Raw genomic sequence first — 22,239 nt, forward strand, 5'->3', positions numbered from 1 at the left:
AAATGGGGACCTCACAGTCAAGTAAAGGACCTAAGAATGGAAAAGCCCTTGTCCCACCTTGGGCTGATCAAACTAAAAATGGCGAAAATCAAAACCTCAGTGGGTTTAGAACTTTGTTTGGTAGATTTGCACGTAACAGAGATGGTGCGGCATTGAAGGGCGCGTTAGGCCGTTATGCGAGACAAGTAACGGGAGGCGCTGAATCAGCCAATGCACGTTTAAGTAATATTGTCGGTGCAGGTGGTGGATTATTTGAATTGTTGAATGATGGTATTTCCAATGATTCGAATATGAATCCATTAGTAGACCTTGATAGTCTTAAAGGACTGCCATGTGAGGATGCAGTAGCAAAAATTGCACATTCATTATCAGAAGGTAGTGAAGATGCGGACAAAATACAAACAGCGATGAATGATGCTTTAGTCGAAGCATTAGACGGTAGATCTACCTTCAATCCATCTGATATTACTGATGATGTGATAATAGAGACAATGATTTGTTATTTAACGGACAGTATTTTTCTACAAATCACGATGGATGCAGGTAAAGTTTGGAATAATGCTCAAACCGCAAAAGGATTACAGGTTGCCGAAAACTCATTGCATGAATTAATAAGTGCCACTGTAGATAACATAATGGAACCAAAATTAAGTAAAAATGTAAGGGCTTTTTCAAAAAAGGATATTATAACTATCCAAAAAGAAGTTATTACTGAAGTTTGGAATGAATGGAAAGGATATGAAGAATGAATATTTATGTAGATCATGATTATAGTAGATTACCACCTGCTGATGACTTAACTGTTTCCGTACAGATTTATTCTCGTGATGGTGTTGTGTATAAAAATGGAAAAAAAACCAGAGATGATATCGCAACTATAGGAAAGCCAGTTTTTGATGCAATAAAAAGATTGGGAGTGAAAATTTCTGATGAAGTTATGGATTTCTTGACAATATCGCTTGCAGTAACGGCAGCAGATACCTTTATTGTAAGGGACGATTGCTTTGATGGCTGGACACGAAGTATAAATGTATCAGTTCCAGTTAATAATTCTGCAATATGGCATAAAAATAAGGAGTTGTTAGAAAAGGCACTACAGTTTTTAAGTGGAGATGTGTGGCGTTTCGACTTTAAGAAGGATGGACCTAAACCACCGCAGCCATTCAAAGCAGTTAATGGGCGTAGGTTAATAAACCTAAATGGATTGGACTGCGTTTCGTTATTTTCTGGAGGGTTAGACAGTGCCATAGGAGTAATAGATATCTTATCTTCAGGTAAAAAACCATTGTTAATTAGTCACTCATATAAAGGTGATAAAGCTAAGCAAGATCAAATAGCACTAAAAATCAAGGACAAAGGCGTATTCTCCAGATTTCGTTCAAGCGCTAATCCTATTGGCAGAGGAATGCCAAGGGATATTACTATGAGAACCCGAAGCTTGAACTTCTTGGCATTTGCAGTAGTAGGTGCAGATGCTGTAAAAAAAGCTAATAACTATAAGAAGTTACCTATATATATTCCTGAGAACGGTTTTATCTCGTTAAATGCACCATTAACAAGTCGAAGAATCGGCTCGCTTAGTACTCGAACTACGCACCCGTATTTTATAGAAATGATTCAAGAAATTTTCAATAATGTTGGTTTCGATGTTCAATTAATGAACCCTTATCAATTTATGACTAAGGGGCAAATGGTCAGTAGTTGTAATGATTTAAAGATGTTATCTGGAATTGTAGATCTCACAGTTTCATGCAGTCATTGGAAAAGAAAGCATCAACAGTGCGGCTATTGTGTTCCATGTATGATAAGGCGGGCATCCTTAATGAAAGGTAATCTTAATGAATCAATTACCTATTATCATGCAACCTATCCAACTTTACGTGATTTTGTTAAAAATAAGCAGGATGGACGTGATGATGTTATTTCAGTTTCGGTAGCAATTGAAAAATCCAAGAAGAACAACTTGAAATCATGGATATTAAAATCTGGGAAATTGAATACTAATGACCTTGATAAATATGAAAAAGTTTTTTCAGACGGATTGCTGGAAGTTGAAACCTTCTTAAAAAAGGAAAAAGTGATTTGAAGCTTGATATGCATTGTCATTTGGATCTCTATAGAAATCCAAATGATATTATTACGACGTGTAACGAGAAAGGGCTGTATATCCTTTCTATAACAACAACGCCAAAAGCATATATTGGCACCAATAGGCTTGTTGCAAACAGTAAAAGAATCAAAACAGCATTAGGACTACACCCCGAACTCGCCCATTTAAGATACGAGGAGTTAGGCATTTTCGATATTTTACTACCTCAAGTAAAATATGTTGGAGAAATTGGCCTTGACGGTGGGAATGATTATAAAGAACATGCAAATATACAACTTAAAGTATTTAGACATATACTTAAAAAAGTACATAGTCAGGGTGGTAGGATCATGTCAATACATTCAAGAGGCAGTGCTGAAAAGGTTGTAGAGGAGCTAAAAGGAATCGATGGCATTCCTATTTTCCATTGGTTTACTGGATCTGAAACCGAATTGAGAAATGCTGTTGATATAGGTGCATGGTTTTCAGTTGGACCTGCAATGTTGAACTCTGTAAAAGGCAAAAGAATAATTGAGTTAATACCTAAAGACAGATTGCTAACTGAAACCGATGGACCATTCGCTAAATATTCTGGGAAAAACCTATTTCCTTGGGATGTTGATAAGGCCATTACTGGAATTTCAAAGTTATGGGGATGTACTTCAGAATTTGTTGAAGGTAAAATTGAGGAGAATTTCAGGAATATTCTTCAATTATGATCCGCTGAAAAATGTTGAATAATTTTTAAGACTTTTTTGAGAAAGGTTATGAAAACAGTTAAACCTTGAGAAAAATATCTGAAGTTTGGAAGTTATTTGTTGATTTGCTGATAAAACTGCGCTGAGTGCAAAAATTTCGGCTGTCAACTTGGTATCAGTTTAAAAAAATCTTGCAAGGTATCGCCAGAACGGAGGTGAACCTCAATATATCCAGTATCAATCAGATGAAAGTAAGACGCAGAATTAAAGAAAAATTATCTTCTCTCAGATCTTCGTTCATGGCGTGATAGTCATAAAGTAAAAAACTCTATGCACGCTTCACAAAACCCAGGTTTGACCTTTAGTACATTCAATGTTTTATTGAACCTCATCCCTTTTTCATTAAGAGTTTATATAAAGATTCTCAGCGAGATACAATATTTCTTCCTTATGTGTTGACCACAACAGAAAGTAAATTAAAATAATTTAAGAATGCAGGAGATACTGATATGTAATCCTTCGATTCTTCAAAGATAATAATTTCGCACATAAGATACACATTATCAAATCATTTTTGGTGGTATCATTCCTATAGGAAAGGGCAGTGAGTGAAACCATCTGATTCACTTAAGCATGGCGGATTCGACGTAAGTGCCCAATTAAGCAGTGCAATTTACATAATGTCGCTGATGTTGACGTTCCACGGCAACAGATCGTGCAATGAATCATCAGAATGGCGTTTGGGAAGTTCCGTAAAAATATGCCGGAAATAAAAATAAGGATTGATGTCATTGGCCCGGCAGGTCATCACCAAGCTGTATAAGTTGGCGCTGGCAAAGGCACCGTCAGGCGAGATGGAAAAAATCCAATTTTTACGCCCGGTCGTGAACGAGCGGATATCCCGCTCAGTGACGTTGTTATCAATACTGATATGACTGTCTTCCAGATAGACAATCAGCTTCGGCCATTGGTTCAGGGCATACGTGATCGCGGTGCCGATGGCACTTTTCGGTAACACCGTCCGGCTGGCTTCGGTCAGCCAGTCGTGGAAGTCTTTCAGAATAGGTGTCGCTTTTTCCTGTCGTCATCGCCGTCGTTCATCGGGGCTGAACGGGCGGGCTTCCCGCTCAATGGCGTACAGTCGGGCGATAAAAGTCAGCCTCTGTTCGGCGCGTCCGGCTTTTTTACCCGGCTGAACTTTCTGGGTCTCGGTAAATTTACGACGGGCATGCGCCATGCACCCGGCGTGTCTGACCGATTTCAGTGTATCGTAAGTCGCGTACCCATCGGTCAGCAGGTAGCCCGCATAATCGCCCAAAAAGTCAGCCACACAGCGCCCGCTGCGGCTCGGCTGGTAATCGAAAATCACCGCTGGCGGGGCGGCAAATTCGCCGCTGCGATAGACCCACATATAGGATTTGCTCTGCGCTGGCCGAGCTGCACACACCAGTTCGCCAGCGTACTGCGGCTTATCTCGATACCGGAACGCGCTAAAATATCTGTCTGACGGTACAGCGGCAGTGCATCGATATATTTGGCGGTCACTATCGCAGACTGGGTATCCGGGCTGGCAATCGTCCGGGGCAACAGACTGGGCGGAGCGGGTGCCGTGATAATTTTGCTGTGCGTTTGTGTCTTTTCACACTGCCGGCAGGCATATTTCGTGCGCTCGTGACGAATAACGCTGACTTTCTGCGGCACGATTTTCAGGGTTTCAGCGGTTTCGACTCCTCAGGCATGCAACGGTTCACCGCAACAGTCACAGTGCGGCGCATTCAGGATATGGCGCTGAACTTCCCGCGCCAGCCTGACAGGCAAAGGCTGACGGCCTTTTTTATCATGCGCGGGTGCGGGTTTAGGCAGGCTATCCTGCTGTTCAGCCTCATTGAAAGTGCCTTTATCGGCTTTTTCGCTCTGTTTGCCGAAACGTTTCGATTTGCTGAGGCTGAGCTGTTCAAGCAACAGGGCGATCTGCCGCTCTTTGCCCTGAATATCGGCCTGAAGTTGGTAAACGAGCGCTTTCAGTTGGTCAATATCATCGGGCAGGTCAGTCATCACTCAGGCTCTCAGGGGAAAAGCCTGAGTGTGACAGCGCAACGGGATCGTGCAAGTCCGAAAACAGGATCAGTGTCACCGATCACACTTTTAATCCCCGTAAGGGCTGATGCGTGCGTGGATGTGCTAACGCCAGCTCCGATAACAGCCAGTGCAGTTGCTGGCGTGTAATGTGTACTATGCCGTCTGATACCGGCGCGGGCCACTGGAAGCGGCCTTTTTCCAGCCGGCAGTAATAGAGCCAGAAGCCGTTGGTATCCCAGAACAAAATTTTGAGCTTATCGCGATGACGGTTACAAAAAATAAACCCGACGTCACTGAGCGGATCCAGACCCAGCGCGTCAACCACACTCGCCAGCCCGTCGATGGATTTTCGCATGTCGATACGACCGGATACCAGATAAATTGTGCCGGCCGCTATCATCGCAGCGCCTCAATCCAGTGGCGGATTTGCGCGGTGGATAACTTGGCCGGCAACTCAGCCCGGAGTCCGTTGGACAGAAAGAGCGTGACGATGTGTCCGGCCTCGGAATGTTCTTCAACCACAACGGGATGCAGGCGTTGGGGCTCGTGCTGTTGCCGGAGCTCTTTTGTCCAGGCCAGATTAATCTCTTGGTGCTGGCAAAACGCTGTTACCGTTAGCCCGCTCTGCTTCTGGGAAGCAATGACTGCTGCTCAGTGTTGCTGTTTTTCAGTGAGTGTTATAGTGATTCGCCCTCTCAATAAAAGAAAACTCACTATGACAAAAGATTAATCTGTCGGATATGTAGGGTTAATTAGGCGGTTACAAGAGATCGGTAGCTTTTTTAATATAATTTTCTCCCGTTATAACCGATTAACTCTGGCCTCTAGCTCTTGAATGCGCTGCTGCTCTGGCGTCAGGGCCTTAGCCTTCGGTGTCACACCGCTTCGTTCTTGCTCAACCCAGCGTCGCAGCACTGATTCACCCACATCAAGTGACTTAACGGTTTCTGCAATGCGGTAGCTTTGGTCAAGTACCAGACTGGCAGCATCACGCTTAAACTCTGTAGAAAACGTACAACGTTGTCTTGTCATTGAACACCTCTTTTAACGTGGTAATCTTACCACCTAAATGGGTCTCCGGTTTTATTAGACCACTACAAGCGTCGTAAGAGCAGAAGTTGCTGACATTTTAAGAAATAATTGTAATAGTATTGACGAACGGACTGTTAATATGGTGATATTAATATCAATTATGGACTGAACAAGATGTTATATTGCGCTAATACTCTATTATTTCATATCGAAAATACCTTAGAGCAGACTCCTCATAGTAAGTTAATCAAAGTAATACTTCAGGTTCGTAGATGGATTTTTAAAACTTATAGTTCTTTCCTCCAAGTTAATATCAGATATTGAGTAAAAAAGTCATGACATTAGAAAATGCTTTTGATGTGGTTAAAAATTATTCTATGCAGTCGCTAATCGTGATTGTTATTTGCACACCTATCGCCTTCTATCTTTTTAATGAATATAAGTCATTTCAGGCATTAAAAGATGAACATAATAAAGAGGTTCATACATTTTATGCCAAAATGTCAGCGATGGAGAAGGATATAATACTTAAGCAAGGAGAGAACTATAAACAAGAGGTTTATATTGAACAAATCAAAAAAGAATATGAAAGTAAATTGGCTGAATTAGAAAACATTAGAAAAAATATAAATACTGAATACTCAGCACTTGCAGCCAGAGAAAAAGAGTTGACTGATTCCAATCAGAAACATCTTGCCAGTGAAAAACTACAGACAATGATGTCTGAGTTTTCAAGCTTGGGCGTTGATTTAAGCCGTTCACCAAGGTGTGAGGATGGAGAAGAAAAATGGCAAAGATATAATATAGCAAATGCCAAGTTAAGAGGAGCGGAAGCCTATGCTCGTGCGAATGGATTATATGATGCCTATAGGGGATTTTTTACTTCAAACGCGTCATTTTTGATATCATCTTGTGGTTAGTTAACAACGTATTAGATGCTAAAATAGGGCTTCTTAGCCCTATTGGTATCAAACGGTTCTGCTTTGAATTGATATTTTCATAGGGCAAATTACGACTAAATGACACATATACCTCAGGACAAAAAACGTTCAATTGACGCAGATAGAAAACTTTTAATTATTAAAAAGATATCAAATCATACTTGATATAATTTCATCACCAAAGGAAAGACTATATAAAAAGAGTCGCATTTTTAACTTAAAATGCGACTCCTTGGCATGACGATATAATTAATCCATACTTATGATCCCTGTTGCAAGGATTGTCGTTCATTCTGCGAAAATACATTGTAATGCCATCAGTCAAAAAGAAGATAGCATTGTTGGTCGCGATGCTTTGTTGTTTTTATCTCTGGAGAACGAGCCTGTCAATGTAAGAGAAGCGAAAATAACACCCTGACGGGTGATTGAGTCGGGTCAATGAGGAAAATGAGTTGTATTATGATTCATAATGAAAAGAACAAACCCCGTTATTTTCAACGAGGTTTGTCAGTGGTCTGAAAGGGGCTTGCGACCCTTTTTTTATGGGATCAAACACATTCAGGAAGGCTTAAGAGATTATTCGGTTGTTCCCCATCATTTTGGGTCTTTAGGTATTTATTGCGCGAAGCACTTACAGCTACAATTATATGAACAGAATGTCCTCCTGCACTAACATAGAATTTCCATTTTCCCGATTCAATCCCATTGATAGCTTCTTGTTGTGTTATTTTCCAACGCGTACCGTCAGTATTTTTACCACCAATATGAGTTATTCTTTCGTGAGCACTTTGCCTGTTGCTTTTATTAATACATAATACTTGATGCTCTGACATATTAGCCTCTTAATTTTTACTGTGTTAAATTTAAATATCCTTATCATTAGATTGTTAATCAATTGCGAAGCACAGCGATACGTAACTATTATAGATCGAATTATCATTACTTCAAGTTAAGATAGGACGTTTATCTTTTTGCTTTTAGAAGATATTGTTTGGATTCACATAAATTCAAGCTCGGCTTTTTGGGTTGGGCGGTAAGGAATGAATCCCGACACAGCCTCTAACAAAAAGCAGAGCATATTAAGCCGTACTAGAGAAGAGAGCCAACACGCTACACTAGTTCCCCTCCTAACACACTACACACATTGGTTTACCTGAAACTGGTTCGGGGTGAATTTCCGCTTTAATGCTGAATACCCGCTGTAATAATTTCGGGGTCATAACTTCTTCGGGCGAGCCTTGGGCGACAACCTGTCCTTGCGAAAGCAGCACCAGATGGTCACAGTACCGGCTAGCTTGATTGAGGTCATGAAGTACGGTCACGACTGTTTTTCCTTCGTCGTTCAGCTCATGCAGCAGCTTCATCAATTCCACCTGATGGTTGATGTCAAGATACGTAGTAGGTTCGTCGAGCAGCACCACCGGCGTATTTTGGGCCAGAACCATCGCCAGAAAAGCGCGTTGGCGTTGCCCTCCTGAAAGGTCGGTAACGCGTTTATCGGCAAGATGGCTAATCTGCGTTTTTTCCATTGCTTGTTGTACAAGATGACGATCATGAGATGTTAAACGCCCCCAAAACGTAAGCCAGGGGCTGCGTCCGTATGCAACCAGTTCATGGACGGCGATCCCCTCTGGTGTGAGAGGATGTTGCGGTAAGAGCGCCAGATGTCTGGCGAGCTTGCGTGAGGAAAAGTGCGCTAAAGGTTCACTATCTATTGTTATCTTTCCAGATAATGGCGTTAATAGCCGCGAAAAGCATTTCAGTAATGTCGATTTCCCACAGCCGTTGGGGCCGAGCAACGCTGTGATTTTCCCTGTCGGAAGGGTGAGCGACAGATCATTTAGAATGCGTTTCTCCCCGTAGCCCGCAGATAACTTTTCCGTAGCCAGTTGCATTTAACGTGTCCTCACTAAAAGCCAGAAGAAATAAGGGGCGCCAATGATGGCGGTCAGCACGCCAGCAGGCAGCTCCATTGGTGGAGCTATGCTCCTTGCCAGCAAATCGGCTAGCAGCAGAACCTGTGCGCCCATAAGCATGGATGCTGGTATAAGCCAGCGATGCCGTCCTCCCACAAGTCTGCGAACGAGATGGGGCACCACGAGGCTGATAAAGCCTATCGGCCCGCAAACAGCGACGCCTGTTGCGGCAAGCGCTACTGCCAGCATTAATCCCCAGGATTGTACGTGCAGAAGCGAAACGCCCAGTGTGCTGGCGCTGTCATCACCGAGCGCCAGCAAATCTAAATCGCGACAAAAGCGCAGGCTGAACGGTATCAGTATCATCAATACTGGCAGGGCTGTAGCCACAAACTGCCAGTCGCGTCCCCACAGACTGCCGGTCAACCATAGAAGCGCGTTATTGATATCTTGCGGGCGTGAGAGCATTAGGTAGTCTGTGATGCTTGTCCAGGTAGCTGAAAGAGCGACGCCAACTAGTGCAAGGCGCAGCGGCGAAGAGGGGCCGGCAATCGCCCGCAGCAGGATTAGCGCGGCTATTCCACCACCAAAAGCAAGGAGAGGAAGCCACTGTACCGGCAGAGAAGGGAAGAAGATCAGTGCGCTTACGGATGCCAGGCTTGCTGCATGATTTACCCCTAGTACATCGGGGGAGGCCAGTGGATTACGGACAATACCCTGAACCAAGACGCCGGAAAGCGCCAGCGCGGCGCCTACAGTGATGGCGAGTAAAATACGTGGTAGGCGGTACTGTGTTAGCACAAAGTGGTGTTTGTCACTGGGTTGCCAGCCGTTTATTAACGCTTCCCAGGGAAGTGGTTGTGCGCCCATGCGTAGCGCTAGCACCAGCGTAACTGCCAGCAATATTACTAACAGCGAGATAACCTGACGATTCATGTTCGCTTCCTTGCCAGCCAGACAAAGCAGGGTGCGCCAATCAGCGCCAGAACTGCGCCTGCCGGGAGTTCTCCTGGCCAGGCCAGCGCACGGGCCAGTAAATCCGCAAGTAGCATAAACACCGCTCCCAGCAACATGCACATTGGCAGTGTGCGGCGCAGATCATAGCCGACCCAGAAACGTGCCAGATGGGGCATGAGCAGGCCAATAAACACGATCGGCCCCGCCACACTGACGCAAGCCCCCACCAGAGTCAGTACCGCCAAACTGACGAAGATACGCAGGCGAGTTAGATTCACGCCAAGTGTATGGGCACTGACATCGCCAGCGTTGAGCAGATTAAGTGATTTCGCCAACAATAAAACCACAGGTACAGTGACCACCACGAAAGGGAATAGTTGCCAGAATTCAGGCCAGCGGACATGGGAGACTCCCCCCGCCAGCCAGTAAAAAATGCCGTAAGCATGATCTTCGGCAAGCAGTAGCGTAATACGTGTTAGTGCCATACATAAGGCCGATAAGGCAATGCCCGCCAGAATTAGCTGGTTGCGATCGTATTTTTGCTGCCAGCTACCACTTGCGGCCATCACCATCATCCAGCTAATTCCACCGCCGCAAGCCGCCACCAAGGAAATGGAATATCCGGCCAGCGGCGCTGGGCTGAAAGCGCTGACTAGCGCCATTGCCAGAGCTGCGCCACTGTTAATGCCCAATAAGGAGGGCGAGGCCAGAGGATTATGAGTGAGCGTCTGGAGTAGCGCGCCGGACAATGCCAGAGCTGCGCCGATCAGAATAGCAACCAGACTGCGTGGTAGCCGCAGATTAATAACCAGCGCTTCAGGCAGTGTCGGTGTATGACCCGGCACCAGTGCCTTGAGCGCACTGATGGCAGGAATGGGAATAGCGGAATAGCAAAACAGGCTTAGCCAGAACGCACTAAACAGTGCAAACAGCGGCAATCCCCAAAGCCAGACCGGATGATGTCGGTGCCTCATGGTGTTTCATGAACTGGCTGATGATGGAAGATTTTTACCGCATCACTGCCAATGCGTTCAGCGGCAAATATCCCGCGCATACGAGCCCAAGTGTTGCTGTCTACTGCCGCTATCTGATGTTTGTGCTGTGCTGTCATCATCTGCCACAGCGAATCTTGCTGCCAGCGTTTCACGATGCTTTCCTGGCGATAGTGGGCCACGATAAGCCAGTCAGGATTGAGCGCCAATAATTGTTCAAGGCTGAGGGAAGTCATTGCCGCATGATTAACTGGCGTGGGAACCTTTAGCCCTAATGCTGTTAAGACGCTGCCGGTATAGGTATCGCTAGAGTGCAAGTTAAATTGCTGTTCGCGCGAGGTGCCAAAAACCACACTGACGCCTTGTGGCAACTGGCTGGCATAGCCTTTCATGCGTTCATGATGCTCTGCCAGTCGTTGTTGCATCTCACTCTCTTTCCCCATCACTTTGCCGATGATCGCGGCAGATTGCAGGTTTTCTTCATAGGTTTCGTTACGGGACTTTAGCAGCAAAACGGGCGCGATACCCTTTAGCGCCCGATAAATCCCCGCGTGGCGTTGGCTATCTGCAATGATGAGATCCGGCTTCAGCGCACTGATGGCTTCAAGGCTTGGCTGAGCGCGAGTGCCCGTTGATTGCCAGGGCTTAATACGCTGGCGAACATCCGTGAGGATACGCTGTGGATCGTTATCATCGGCAATACCCACCGGGCTGATATTGATGGCGGCCAACGCATCAGCAAACGACAATTCCAGCACGACTACGCGCTGGGGAACGGTATTGAGGGTAAAACTGCCTTGCTCATCCTGTACCGTGACCGCGATGGCGCGGGGTAGGCTAGTAAAGAAGAGCAAAACGATAAACATAATGTGAATCGGTGCAAGCATAACTTAACTCCAGAAATAGCAAAGCCGGGCAATGGCCCGGCGAACGGATTAATGTAACGTTAGAATTTTACAGAACCCTGCATATAGAACGTACGTGGCTGCCCGGCGTAGATGCCTTTGTTATTGTCATCATAGGAACGGGTGTAATACTCGTGGTCGAAAATGTTTTTCACCCCAAAGGCTAGACTCAGATTAGCCATTTGTGGGCCGAAGTCATACGCCACGCGGGTATCCCACAACATAAAGCCCGGAATGCGACCGGTGCTTCCATTGGCGCTTTCTTGCACGGTATTAGCGTTATCAGCAAACTGGCTGGATTGGGATGTACTGTTGAGGTTGAAGGTCCAGTTACCCGGTTTGTAATCTATGCCAAATGCGCCTTTATGTTTCGATGAGAATGGCACTTGATTCCCGTAGGTGTCACCTTCTTCACGAATTTCCGCGTTGACATACGTGTAGCTGGCGTAAACCGAAACGTTATTCAGTTTGGGAGTAAGTTCGGAAAGATCATAACGTGCCTGAGTTTCCAGCCCTGTGTGTCGGGTTTTTCCACGTGCCGTAACGGTATCGTTAGTTTGGTTGGAGTCATACTGATTGTTGAAGTTAATCAGAAACAGCCCCATTTCCGCTGCTAATGCGCCGTCATCGTAGCGAGTTCCAACTTCCCAAGTTCGCGCCTTTTCCGGTTCTACATTGCCGCTTTTCACCGCCTTGCCAATTTGGCTGTACTGTACGGTGCCAAATGAACCTTCCGTATTGGCGTAAAGATTCCAGCTATCAGTAATATGATAAAGAACATTGAGTGCGGGCAATGGCGCATCGTAACTTACTTCTTGGCGGCTGCCTTTCACATTGTTGTTTTGGAAGGACTTGATATGTTCGAATCGTATCCCCGGCGTGATGGTCCAGTTGCCGATATCAATGCGGTCGTCAATATACCAAGCGTGTGCTTGGGTGCCGGAGCGGGTATTACGGTCATAAGGGCTAGATGTGCTAGGTAGTTCGCCGCTGCGGGTGGCGGTGTAGTAACGCATTTCGTGACTGGATTCATTCACATAACGGTAGCCAATTCCTACTTCGTGGGCCGAAGGACCTAAATTGAAGAGCTGGCTATAGCGAGGTTCGATGCTGCGCACCCAATATTCGCGCGGAGAAAGGGTAATGCGCTTGCCTTGCTCAAGATAGCCGCTGCGCAAGGTATGAGTATATAAGCCCTGAATATTGAATTTGTGCTGTTGGTCGGGTTGATACTGATAGCTGAGACTTGCGAGCTGACGGCGACCCCAGAAGCGGTCATATGGGCGAGTGGATTGCCAACGATTGGCATCGTAATCGGCGCGTGAAAGGCCGCCGGGCATATCCGCACTGCCATCGTAATATTGCAATAGGCTGTTGAAGGTGTGCACTTCATTGGGTGCATAGCGGCTTTTGAGCATCACATCGTCAATGTGCGTGGCGCTGTGCTCGCGCCAGTCGCTGCCGCGTGTGCCGGAGTAGAGAAGCGCTGTGCCGAAACCGTTATCTGCCGTACCGCCAATCATCAGATTATGGGTTTCTTTGGGATTATTTTGTGAGGATGTGGGGCTAAGCTGGCCTTCTACGCTTGCGTCAATACCAAAATCCTGTGGGATAGCGCGGGTCACGAAATTCACTACGCCACCTACGCTTTGCGGCCCGTAACGCACGGCACCGCCGCCGCGTACCACATCTATTGCATCCATGTTGCCGAGAGATACGGGCGCTAACGATAGTTGTGGCTGGCCGTAAGGCGCGAAGGGTACCGGAACGCCATCCATCAGAACCGTAGAACGGCTGGCGAGACGTGGGTTCAGGCCACGAATGCCAAAGTTCATCGCCAGATCGTGGCTGCCGGTACCGTTGTTTTCCGGTGCGTTGACGCCGGGAATGCGGTTCAACACTTCACGCATTGTGGTTGCGCCTGTTTTAGCAAAATCTTCCCGGCGGATGACATCACGTGCGCCTGCATGTTCAAACACGTCAGCTTCACGCGCACTACCTAGCCAGTCTCCTACCACGGTCAGCACGTCTTTCTGCGCAGCAGGGGCGGGTTCGAGTGTGAACGTGTTATTGCCCAATGTTTTTACCTGCAAATCAGTGCCGGCCAGCAAGGTGTTCAACCCATCGGTGATGGAGTAATTGCCGTGTAGACCGCTACTCTGTTTGCTGTGGGTTAAGCTGGCATCGACTGAAAGGGTAATACCGGCGTGGGTGGAGTACTGATTAAGAACTTTATCCAGTTCACCGGCATTAATGTCATAGTGTACGCTAGCTGGCTCTACCGCAGCATACGTTATCCCTGAGGTTAGGCAAGCCACCGGTAACAGGCTCAAACGAATCGCCATTACCAGCGGTGTTGCTTTGTGAAGCGCGCGCAGTGGCTGTGCACGTAAAGGCATCATAACGTCTCCATAATCATTTTGTTGCTGTATTCATTTATGAAGTCGAACGAGGAAACAAAAAGGGACAATTGAAAATGATTATTTTTTACGTTAACGATTTTTCTACAGGCAGAACATTTACCCAGTACCGCGTAATATATTGAATTTTAACGGGAAGTGTTTTCCCAATGACGGATAATATCGTATCGGTATTTTTTATCGGGAAAGTACCGCTTAACCGTAGCGAGGCGACGGCCGGGTCGCAGCGTAATATGCCGCTTCGATAGCGGGCGAGGGTTGCTATCACTTCACTCAGTGGCTTATCGCTGAAGCTTAGTATACCCTGCGTCCACGCGTTGTCTTCGTCGGTTGCCGCGGTCAGTTCACCAAAATCGGTGGCGCTGAATCTTAGGCTTTCACCCTGACGCACAATACATTTATGGTCGGTACCGGTCAGTATCACCTCTACGGCATGTTGCTGCACGCTAAGTAGTGTGGTGTTGGCTTCCTGACGAACCGTAAACTTGGTGCCTAGCGCGGTCAGTTGTGCATGGCGGGTTTGTACATGCAACAGCTTTGCTTCGGTATCATGCCCGGTAGTGATAGCAATTTCGCCATACCGGAGATGTACCAAACGTTGTTGAGGGTTAAAATGGACATCTACTGCACTGTCGGTATTGAGTGTAAGCAGCGTACCATCGCTCAGTCGATGATGCTGGACATCCCCTTTAGCAGTATGGTAATCGGCCCGCAGACCTTCTCCCACTTCCGAATACCACAGTTGCCAGCCACCGCCAGCTCCTAGTAACAGCAATATGCCTTTCATCACCCTGCGTCGCGACAGGTGAGTTTCCTGAAGTGCGTGGCTTGCCACATTACCTGGTACTACAAGCATCTGGTTGCGCAGATTTTCCACTTGTTGCCACGCCCACTGATGATCTTGATGCTGTTCGTACCAGCGTTGCCATTTTTCAGTTTGCAGCGGACTTACCTGATCGCTACTCAGTACTGCATACCAGTGCGATGCCGATTTTAATGCCTGGCGGCGAGAATGGGTCAACATGGTATTCATATCAGAGTCCATGCTCCAGGCGAAACAGCAGGCAGTGTTCAGTGGCTTTGGCCATATATTTTTTCACCGAACTGACGGACACATTGAGGCGTGAAGCAATGTCGCTGTAAGTCAGATTTTCAAGCTGAGACAGTAAGAACGCTTGGCGTGTTTTGTTGCTCAGACCATCGATCATCTGGTCGATCTGCTGGAGTGTCTCAAGTTGACACTGACGGATTTCCGGTGAGGGCATAAACGCCTCGGGCCGTTGCGCCAGCAGTTCCAAATAGGCTTTTTCTAGCGCGTTGCGGCGAAACAGATCGATCATCACCCTTTTGGCGATCGTGCAGAGGAAAGATTTTTGGTCGCGAATGGTTTGTAGCGAGTCGCCAGCCATCACGCGCAGGAAGGTATCCTGTGCTACATCGTCGGCGTCAAAGGACGATTGCAGTTTGCGCGTGAGCCAGTTTTTCAGCCAGCCATGATGCGCGCCATAAAGCGATTCAAGGGTTAGCTCAGCGTTAGCGGAAACAACAATGTGGTCAGACATAACCTATAACATCAAAAATCAATAATCACGGTATCATCTTAATGTGAGAATAGTTATCGTTACAATCATTACTAAGGTTTTTTATTTCATATTGATGTGACTTAAGTCTCCATAGTCTGGAGACCTATCTCTGTTTCGTTAAAATGTTGGAGAAAGCGGTTAATGAAGATTGAGCTACGGTTGGAAAAAACTGAAGCCTGTCATAAAAGAGCGGTAGAGAAAGTCGAAAGTCGATATGGCCGACCAGAAAGTGGATTTATACACCGAGCCAATTAACCTAAAGAGCGTTTTTTACTTACTCCATAGATCCCGATTTGCTCAGGTTAGACTAAGTGGTTTATCGTTTTTCGTGCTATCTGAAAGCAAAGGGTTACAGAAACTTTCACTCATTCGAGTAAAAGTAAATATGCCTTATCCTGAACGTGATAAAACAGGTATTTAAGAAAAGCCGTTTTTGTCTATCAGTGTGGTTTTAGAATCTGGGAAAAGAGGCAAGTGCACTATGAGTAAATAGGTAAAAACCTAAATCATTAAAGGTAAAAAGAAGTGATTAAGGATTTTTAAAAGCGGGTAAAAAATCTGATGTTATGTTGACATTAAAAGAGGAAACATCGGAGAAAACAGGTTTTAAATTGATTAACCAAAGTGTAAAATAACAGTGTTAACCCAATAATACGATGTTATATCAAAACATTTAACGGGATTAACGGGATTAACGGGATTAACGGGATTAACGGGATTAACGGGATTAACGGGATTAACGGGATTAACGGGATTAACGGGATTAACGGGATTAACGGGATTAACGGGATTAACGGGATTAACGGGATTGAAATTTATTAAAGAAATGGGCGTTGATTTTAATATCATTAATATACCTTTTACCCTTTCTGGTTTTAAACCGCGTTAGGAGATGAAAAAAACTATTATATTTGCATAAACTATCTAATGAAAACCATTTGTTAAATGAGTTTTTAGTTAGAAATATGAAAAACCTCGGAATGGGAATTGCTTTACAGGTTTATCATATTTATTAACGTGGTTCACTGTCTCTTTTTTACCTGTGTATTCTTTTTTTGTGATTACACGCCTATTTTTAATAGTGATTAGTCAGCTAAGAGTTAAAAAAACAGGTGCTCCATTAATGCGAGGTTTTTAAAATGTGAAGGGTGACTAAAAACGGCCTATTTACTACCATGTTTAATGTATTTATCAGCAATGGTGTTATTCTATTATTTTATATTTAACTAACTTGCTATGGCTATTTAAAAACGAAAATATATGGGTGTTTTGTTTAATTTTTTGATTTTGTAAATAAATTTTCATTTATGGTAATGGTTGCTTGCATTTAATCTAAATCCATTAACAAAGAGTTAAAAAGAAACTGGCACGTAAAATAATATTATCCTAACAGGGTGATATAAAAGTATTTTCTTACCGTCATTTTGTGAAGCAAGCTGTAAAAAATAATGTAATAAAAAAGGGATAAAACGGTTAATTTGTCAGGATTTAAGCTCTGAAAAAGAAGTGGTTATCCGAAAAAACACAAAGTGGTGTCTTTAATATTATCAAGTTATTTACTGGTTAATTTGTGTGAAAAAATAAAGGATTATGATCTATAAAAACAGATTTAAATTATCGATAAAATAGTGTCATTAAAGATAAAAAACCGGGGTAATCTGCACTAGGTAAACGTAAAATAAGATATTTCATAATGATTAAACTTAGTAAAAAGCAAGCGTTAAAAGTGGTAAAAACAATTGTTAAAGTTTTATGCTAATTAAAATCAGCGGTTAAAAAAATGGTTTTTAATAATGGTTTAAAACCTGCCAATTATAAAGCCATTAATGGCAATGTGGAAATTAAAATTAGTTTGGTTATGTTCTCGGAAAAAAGATAAATGAAAATATGAGTCCGTTAATCCGTTAATCTATTTTTATAAATGAAGCGCTTTAATAACGTTTTCAATCGGAGGATAAAGTTTTTTATAAACCAGTTAAATAGTCGATGATAAAAAATCGGCATGAAAACACCTCAGATAAATGATTTAACAGAATACGAGACTGTAATTTAAATTATGTAATCTTTTATCTAATTTAAGTTCTGAGGGTTTAATCTTCATAGGCTCACTTAGAGCCAGGACATTTTTTCTTTTCTCCCCTCGAAGGATAGTAGTCAATGTGCTGATTTCAGCGAGTTTGTCAGGAAGTTGAGTCGATTCGAGCATGGCTTCTTGGGTTTTTAAAGCATTCTCAATGACTCTATTTTCGGTTTCAATTTCTTGCTTTCGTCTTTTTAAATATTCTATTTCTTTGTCTAATGTATTGAATTCATTGATTTGCTCTTGAGTGGATAAAAAATTATCGATTATTTTTTCGTTCTCTTGAATTGAGTGCTCAAGTTTTGAGTTTTGCTCAGTTAGTTCCTTTTGTTTTTCTAAAAGAACTTGGTGAGCATCTTCATCGGATTGCTTTTTTATTTCATCTATTCTTTCTTTTGCTTTCTTTTTCTCTATTTCAATGCTTTTAATTTCATTATTTAACTCTTCTTTCTTTTGAAGAATTAATCGTTCATGATCCTTTAATTCATTATTTAATGACGCTTTTTTGGATTCGAATTGATCTTCTAATTCTTTGTTTTTCTCTTTGAGTAGAAAGTCTCTATTTTTATCAAAATATTTATCTAAGTACAGCCTTCCGTCTCTAGTTTCAGCTAAGAATTCATTTATTATTTCACTACCGTAATCACTTTTATCAAGAAACTCTGATAACAAATTTCTTAATCTTGTCATTCTTTCATTCTTTCATTCTTTCATTATTACTTATTGCTTTATTTTTCTTAACATATTCTTCAATGCCTTGTGATAAACGTTGTGCTTCACTTTTTCCTAGTAAAAAATTTTTTCCTTTTCCGAAATTATTCTTTGTAAAGTAAGATATTAATCTTACGTCTGAGATGTAATCAATTTTCTTATATTGAATTACCTATACTTCTTTTAGATTCTTTATGAATTTTTTTTAATCCAAGATCTTTTTAGGTGGTTGTTTGGTAGTCAATGTGGTTTTTTTATTAATTTTATAGTTAAAAATTAACAAATTTTTTGTTTTTTTCGAGTCTGGCCTTCGTGCTATCTGAAAGCAAAGGGTTACAGAAACTTTCTCTCATTCAAGTAGAAGTAAATATGCTTTATCCTGAACGTGGTAAAGCAGGTATTATTAAGAAAAGCCGTTTTTGTCTATCAATGTGGTTTTAGAATCTGGGAAAAGAGGCAAGGGTACTATGTGTAACAGCTCGCGTTTAAAATTCAGCGGACTCGCATTTATCCGTTTTTTCGGCTCAAATTAATTGCAAATGAAATTCATCATATTAATAGCCCAACCGCCAACATTCTGTCGCGCAACTCTGCCGTGCGAACCGGATCAAGCTGATTGTTAAACAATGCCCTGATTCCAGCGGGTTTGGCATCAAACCGACATTCCGCGATGCCCTTCTAAGTGTCAAGTTGTTATTTGCCTGGCGTGAATTTGACCGCTAAAAGTTCACCACAATCATTGATGACTAAATGAAGTTTAAAACCAGACTGTGCTGGTTTTTCCCCGACGAGCTACGCCAACAAAGACGCTATTTCGGGGGATGCGCAGGTTATGGCATACTGCTATTTTGGTGGAATCAATAAACGCCATACTGTCTGTTGGCATTTGCTGAATTCGAATATACTCAAATATGCTCCAGGAGGCCAAGCAGAGGATAAATCGAAATAGGTACAGAGATAGATCTGGATATGAGACTGTTGGAAAATTTGAATCATGAATACTTCAAACATGATTTCTGCGTATATTGCTAATTATATTGCTAATAAAGTAGCGAATCCTTGAAATTACCAAATAGGGTATCACAAGATGAAGATTCAACAAGTACCAGTCATAGAGTATAAGGATATTTCTACTGGCCATTTTGAAGTCAGCCAGTTTATTAGAATTTTGAAAAAGTTCGGACATATTCACATCACCAATATTACTGATCCAGCTTTTGTCATTGGGTCCGTACATCTAAAGCGTGTTGCTCAGCAACTATTTGATCTGCCAGACGAAATTAAAATGCAGTTTTATATTGGTAACTCTGACGGTCATCGAGGATACGTTCCGGTTACTGAGAAAGGACAATATGCAGATGAAAAGGATCGAGTGTACGAGGCGTTTGATATTGGCCCCGCAGGTGGTGCGCCTGAATGGATTCTGAGCGGAGAAAATCGCTATCCAAGCCAGGTTTTAAACGCAAGCGAGGTTATCGATAGGTATTTTGATTTTTCGCTTTCACTCGGGCGTTTGATCACTTCTGCGCTCATATCACATTACAGCCATCATGAAATCAACATTGTTGATGCAACCTGTAATCCAGCAAGCCAGCTCCGACTGATTCATTATCTTTCGCATGAGCCAGAAGAAATCCAACAGGCATCCAGCATGGGTGCCCATACAGACTATGAGTTTTTCACTCTTTTATTGCAGGATTCTCCGGGACTGTTCTATAGAATGAATAATAACGAGCCTTGGCAGGCCGTACCTGCAATGAAAAACTCTCTATTACTAATTGCGGGCGATGTACTGGAAGTACTTTCAAATGGAGAAATTCGCTCACTTATTCACCGGGTGTTGGCTAATGGTGATGAACGATATAGTTTTGCATTCTTTATGAACCTTAACCCTGATACACATCTAAAACGGCCAGGCGAACCTGATTTTAATATTGGTAATCATCTGATTTCACAACTGACTCGGGATTTCCCATATCTTCGCAGCAAAATAAATGCAACTTATAACCCCGTATTTGAGGAGAGAGCCAAGTGAGGAGATTTGAAAGTAAACGAGTGGTTGTAACTGGCGGGGCAAGTGGGATAGGAGAAGCGATCGCAAGGATAACACCATTCAGTTAAGCATGTTTTGAATGAGGTAGCGAGTTTTCGACATACGGACGGTCCTGCTTTTGGGCCGTTTTTTTTCAGGCAAAATTATACTGCTTAACGCTTTCCCTCAGTGCTCTGAGTTTTTTGGAATGGTGCCGGGAGCAGCAATCGCACACCACAAAACTTCATCTTGAATATCTCGTCATGCCTGAATAAAACTGATATGTAGTGGAGATACCCCGGTCCGCCACCTGCGCCAACGTCTTGAGCTTCGCCTTCTTTCGCGGGGCATACACCACGTTGTAGGCTAATACTACAGCCGTAAATACCAGAAAAAAGTTAAAAAGAAGTGATTAAGGATTTTTAAAAGTGGATAAAAAACTTGATGTTATATTGATATTAAAAGAGAAAACACCAGAGGAAACGGGTTTTAAATTGATTAACCACATTAACCGCATTGGCGTTGATTTTAATATCATTAACATACCTATTATCCTATCTGATTTTAAACCTAAAAAAATTAAATACAGGAAAAATAAAAACCCAAGTGCTAATTTAATGAAAATGGAGGGGGTTAAATACAGGTTGGTAAATGGAAAAAACGATTATATTTACATGAACTATCCAATGAAAACCTTTTTACTACTATGTTTAATGTATTTATCAGCAATGGTGTTATTCTATTATTTTATATTTTAACTAACCTGCTATGGCTATTTAAAAATGCAAATGCATGGATGGTGTAACTTTAATTGATTTATTAAATAAGTTAATTTTTAATAAAAATGATTAATTGAGTCTAAGTTTATTAACAGAGAGTTGAAAAGAAACCAGCATGTAAAATAATATTATTCGAACAGAATGATATGAAAGTATTTTATCACCGTTATTTTGTGAAGCAAACTGTAAAAAACAATGTAATAAAAAAGGGATAAAACGGTTGATCTGGCAAGATTTAAGTTCTGAAAAAGAGGTGGTTATCCGAAAAAACACAAAGGGGTATCTTTATATCATCAGATTATTTATTGGCTAATTCATGTAAAAAACAAATGGTGGTGGTCTATAAAAACTGTTTAAAATTATCTATAAGATAGTGTTAATAAAGATAAAAATCCGGGGTAACCTACGTTAGGTAAACGTAAAGTATGATATTTCATAATGATTAAACTTAGTGAAAAGCAAGTGTTAAAGTTTTATGCTACTTAAAATCAGCGGTTAAAAAAATGACTTTTAATAATGGTTTAAAACCTGCTCATTATAAAGCCATTAATGGAAACTGAGAAACAAAAACTGGTTTGGTTATATTTATGTTTTCGGGTAAAAAGATAAATGATAATATGAGTCCGTTAATCCGTTAATCCGTTAATCCGTTAATCCGTTAATCCGTTAATCCGTTAATCCGTTAATCCGTTAATCCGTTAATCTATTTTTAAAAATGAATCGCTTTAATAACGTTTTTAATCGGAGGGTAAAGTTTTTTATAAACCAGTTAAATATTCGATGAAAAAATCAGCATAACAAAATCCCCAGATAAATGATTTAACAGAATAATGTACAGACTCTTAAATACGTCAGTTTAAACTTGCTTTACCCTGTTTTAACCCATTGAATAGCATTTCTTTGCTATGATTTGATTTAAACCGTTTATCTCTTTTTATGTTTTTAACATGCTAAAATCAGTTTATGTCGTCGTTTTTAAAAACTATTTTCTCGCTCGATTAACGCTTAATTACCTGTTAAACCGT

19 protein-coding genes and 4 pseudogenes are annotated in these 22,239 nt (G+C 42.6%); 6 read left to right on the forward strand and 17 right to left on the reverse strand.

Annotation, left to right across the window (positions count from 1 at the left end):
* Nucleotides 1-2 precede the first annotated feature (2 nt).
* Genes EAE93_RS09040 through qatD form a run of 3 tightly spaced genes read left to right on the forward strand, consistent with a single transcriptional unit; the run spans nt 3 to nt 2,808 of the window.
* A complete protein-coding gene (locus tag EAE93_RS09040) occupies nt 3-749 on the forward strand; it encodes a hypothetical protein (protein WP_046395751.1) in 747 nt (248 codons plus the stop codon).
* Complete coding sequence (gene qatC / locus EAE93_RS09045) at nt 746-2,086, forward strand: Qat anti-phage system QueC-like protein QatC (RefSeq protein ID WP_214039534.1); 1,341 nt, start codon at nt 746-748, stop codon at nt 2,084-2,086. The genes EAE93_RS09040 and qatC overlap by 4 nt, the downstream gene beginning before the upstream one ends.
* Nucleotides 2,083-2,808 carry a Qat anti-phage system TatD family nuclease QatD gene (qatD, locus tag EAE93_RS09050; RefSeq protein WP_082300835.1) on the forward strand — a complete coding sequence of 242 codons (726 nt, stop codon included), beginning with the start codon at nt 2,083-2,085 and terminating at the stop codon, nt 2,806-2,808. The genes qatC and qatD overlap by 4 nt, the downstream gene beginning before the upstream one ends.
* A 652-nt stretch (nt 2,809-3,460) precedes the next feature.
* Here qatD and EAE93_RS25530 read toward each other — a convergent pair.
* The 6 genes and pseudogenes from EAE93_RS25530 to EAE93_RS09065 all read right to left on the reverse strand — a co-directional run.
* Nucleotides 3,461-3,595: a transposase domain-containing protein gene (locus EAE93_RS25530; protein ID WP_172910344.1), complete on the reverse strand. Its 135-nt coding sequence runs from the start codon at nt 3,593-3,595 to the stop codon at nt 3,461-3,463.
* 90 nt (nt 3,596-3,685) lie between these two features.
* Nucleotides 3,686-4,488, reverse strand: a pseudogene (gene tnpC, locus EAE93_RS09055) (IS66 family transposase); the annotation flags it as partial.
* A gap of 30 nt (nt 4,489-4,518) precedes the next feature.
* Nucleotides 4,519-4,842: a hypothetical protein gene (locus tag EAE93_RS24465; protein ID WP_250150954.1), complete on the reverse strand. Its 324-nt coding sequence runs from the start codon at nt 4,840-4,842 to the stop codon at nt 4,519-4,521.
* A gap of 82 nt (nt 4,843-4,924) precedes the next feature.
* On the reverse strand, nt 4,925-5,266 hold the full coding sequence (gene tnpB / locus EAE93_RS09060) for an IS66 family insertion sequence element accessory protein TnpB (protein WP_214039535.1): 342 nt from the start codon (nt 5,264-5,266) through the stop codon (nt 4,925-4,927).
* Entirely contained in the window at nt 5,263-5,508 is a 246-nt protein-coding gene (gene tnpA, locus EAE93_RS25535; protein ID WP_415186281.1) for an IS66 family insertion sequence element accessory protein TnpA, read from the reverse strand. The genes tnpB and tnpA overlap by 4 nt, the downstream gene beginning before the upstream one ends.
* Before the next feature lie 162 nt (nt 5,509-5,670).
* Nucleotides 5,671-5,898, reverse strand: a pseudogene (locus EAE93_RS09065) (transposase); the annotation flags it as partial.
* A gap of 335 nt (nt 5,899-6,233) precedes the next feature.
* On the opposite strand from EAE93_RS09065, the gene EAE93_RS09070 reads away from it, so the two are divergent.
* Nucleotides 6,234-6,818 (forward strand): hypothetical protein, encoded by a 585-nt coding sequence (locus EAE93_RS09070; protein WP_214039536.1) that lies wholly within the window; start codon nt 6,234-6,236, stop codon nt 6,816-6,818.
* Nucleotides 6,819-7,387: 569 nt separating this feature from the next.
* On the opposite strand, the gene EAE93_RS09075 is transcribed toward EAE93_RS09070, so the two are convergent.
* From EAE93_RS09075 to EAE93_RS09125, 11 genes and pseudogenes are all read right to left on the reverse strand, one after another.
* Complete coding sequence (locus tag EAE93_RS09075; RefSeq protein ID WP_046395756.1) at nt 7,388-7,672, reverse strand: DUF3892 domain-containing protein; 285 nt, start codon at nt 7,670-7,672, stop codon at nt 7,388-7,390.
* Nucleotides 7,673-7,966: 294 nt separating this feature from the next.
* Entirely contained in the window at nt 7,967-8,734 is a 768-nt protein-coding gene (gene fecE, locus EAE93_RS09080) for a Fe(3+) dicitrate ABC transporter ATP-binding protein FecE (RefSeq protein WP_214039537.1), read from the reverse strand.
* Nucleotides 8,735-9,691, reverse strand: coding sequence for a Fe(3+) dicitrate ABC transporter permease subunit FecD (fecD, locus tag EAE93_RS09085; protein WP_110085848.1), 957 nt, complete (start codon nt 9,689-9,691; stop codon nt 8,735-8,737). It lies immediately after the preceding gene.
* Entirely contained in the window at nt 9,688-10,686 is a 999-nt protein-coding gene (gene fecC / locus EAE93_RS09090) for an iron-dicitrate ABC transporter permease FecC (RefSeq protein WP_110085847.1), read from the reverse strand. Before fecC ends, fecD begins: the two co-directional genes overlap by 4 nt.
* Nucleotides 10,683-11,591: a Fe(3+) dicitrate ABC transporter substrate-binding protein FecB gene (locus EAE93_RS09095; protein WP_214039538.1), complete on the reverse strand. Its 909-nt coding sequence runs from the start codon at nt 11,589-11,591 to the stop codon at nt 10,683-10,685. Before EAE93_RS09095 ends, fecC begins: the two co-directional genes overlap by 4 nt.
* Nucleotides 11,592-11,650: 59 nt before the next feature.
* Entirely contained in the window at nt 11,651-14,011 is a 2,361-nt protein-coding gene (gene fecA, locus EAE93_RS09100) for a TonB-dependent Fe(3+) dicitrate receptor FecA (protein WP_214039539.1), read from the reverse strand.
* Between the two features lie 85 nt (nt 14,012-14,096).
* Nucleotides 14,097-15,062 carry a ferric citrate uptake sigma factor regulator FecR gene (fecR, locus tag EAE93_RS09105; RefSeq protein WP_036810257.1) on the reverse strand — a complete coding sequence of 322 codons (966 nt, stop codon included), beginning with the start codon at nt 15,060-15,062 and terminating at the stop codon, nt 14,097-14,099.
* A 1-nt stretch (nt 15,063) separates the two neighbouring features.
* Entirely contained in the window at nt 15,064-15,591 is a 528-nt protein-coding gene (gene fecI, locus EAE93_RS09110) for a ferric citrate uptake sigma factor FecI (protein WP_036810260.1), read from the reverse strand.
* 2,047 nt (nt 15,592-17,638) lie between these two features.
* Complete coding sequence (locus EAE93_RS09115; protein WP_214039540.1) at nt 17,639-18,382, reverse strand: coiled-coil domain-containing protein; 744 nt, start codon at nt 18,380-18,382, stop codon at nt 17,639-17,641.
* Nucleotides 18,383-18,952: 570 nt separating this feature from the next.
* Nucleotides 18,953-19,063, reverse strand: a pseudogene (locus EAE93_RS09120) (hypothetical protein); the annotation flags it as partial.
* A gap of 39 nt (nt 19,064-19,102) precedes the next feature.
* Nucleotides 19,103-19,274 (reverse strand): annotated as a pseudogene (locus tag EAE93_RS09125) (transposase); the annotation flags it as partial.
* A 216-nt stretch (nt 19,275-19,490) separates the two neighbouring features.
* Here EAE93_RS09125 and EAE93_RS09130 point away from each other — a divergent pair.
* Nucleotides 19,491-20,438, forward strand: coding sequence for a 2OG-Fe(II) oxygenase family protein (locus tag EAE93_RS09130; protein WP_052105802.1), 948 nt, complete (start codon nt 19,491-19,493; stop codon nt 20,436-20,438).
* A 425-nt stretch (nt 20,439-20,863) separates the two neighbouring features.
* Nucleotides 20,864-21,193 (forward strand): hypothetical protein, encoded by a 330-nt coding sequence (locus EAE93_RS09135; protein ID WP_036810263.1) that lies wholly within the window; start codon nt 20,864-20,866, stop codon nt 21,191-21,193.
* Nucleotides 21,194-22,239 lie beyond the last annotated feature (1,046 nt).

The organism is Photorhabdus akhurstii, assembly GCF_018448925.1.
GTDB classification, from domain to species: domain Bacteria; phylum Pseudomonadota; class Gammaproteobacteria; order Enterobacterales; family Enterobacteriaceae; genus Photorhabdus; species Photorhabdus akhurstii.

Excerpts from the sequence above, each read along its gene's own strand:
- EAE93_RS09115 (WP_214039540.1), bottom strand. The coding sequence starts at position 18,382 with ATGACAAGATTAAGAAATTTGTTATCAGAGTTTCTTGATAAAAGTGAT.
- EAE93_RS09070 (WP_214039536.1), top strand. The coding sequence starts at position 6,234 with ATGACATTAGAAAATGCTTTTGATGTGGTTAAAAATTATTCTATGCAG.
- fecC (WP_110085847.1), bottom strand. The coding sequence starts at position 10,686 with ATGAGGCACCGACATCATCCGGTCTGGCTTTGGGGATTGCCGCTGTTT.
- qatC (WP_214039534.1), top strand. The coding sequence starts at position 746 with ATGAATATTTATGTAGATCATGATTATAGTAGATTACCACCTGCTGAT.
- EAE93_RS24465 (WP_250150954.1), bottom strand. The coding sequence starts at position 4,842 with ATGACTGACCTGCCCGATGATATTGACCAACTGAAAGCGCTCGTTTAC.
- fecI (WP_036810260.1), bottom strand. The coding sequence starts at position 15,591 with ATGTCTGACCACATTGTTGTTTCCGCTAACGCTGAGCTAACCCTTGAA.
- EAE93_RS09040 (WP_046395751.1), top strand. The coding sequence starts at position 3 with ATGGGGACCTCACAGTCAAGTAAAGGACCTAAGAATGGAAAAGCCCTT.
- EAE93_RS09130 (WP_052105802.1), top strand. The coding sequence starts at position 19,491 with ATGAAGATTCAACAAGTACCAGTCATAGAGTATAAGGATATTTCTACT.
- fecR (WP_036810257.1), bottom strand. The coding sequence starts at position 15,062 with ATGAATACCATGTTGACCCATTCTCGCCGCCAGGCATTAAAATCGGCA.
- fecE (WP_214039537.1), bottom strand. The coding sequence starts at position 8,734 with ATGCAACTGGCTACGGAAAAGTTATCTGCGGGCTACGGGGAGAAACGC.
- EAE93_RS09095 (WP_214039538.1), bottom strand. The coding sequence starts at position 11,591 with ATGCTTGCACCGATTCACATTATGTTTATCGTTTTGCTCTTCTTTACT.
- EAE93_RS09075 (WP_046395756.1), bottom strand. The coding sequence starts at position 7,672 with ATGTCAGAGCATCAAGTATTATGTATTAATAAAAGCAACAGGCAAAGT.
- fecA (WP_214039539.1), bottom strand. The coding sequence starts at position 14,011 with ATGATGCCTTTACGTGCACAGCCACTGCGCGCGCTTCACAAAGCAACA.
- tnpB (WP_214039535.1), bottom strand. The coding sequence starts at position 5,266 with ATGATAGCGGCCGGCACAATTTATCTGGTATCCGGTCGTATCGACATG.
- EAE93_RS25530 (WP_172910344.1), bottom strand. The coding sequence starts at position 3,595 with ATGACCTGCCGGGCCAATGACATCAATCCTTATTTTTATTTCCGGCAT.
- fecD (WP_110085848.1), bottom strand. The coding sequence starts at position 9,691 with ATGAATCGTCAGGTTATCTCGCTGTTAGTAATATTGCTGGCAGTTACG.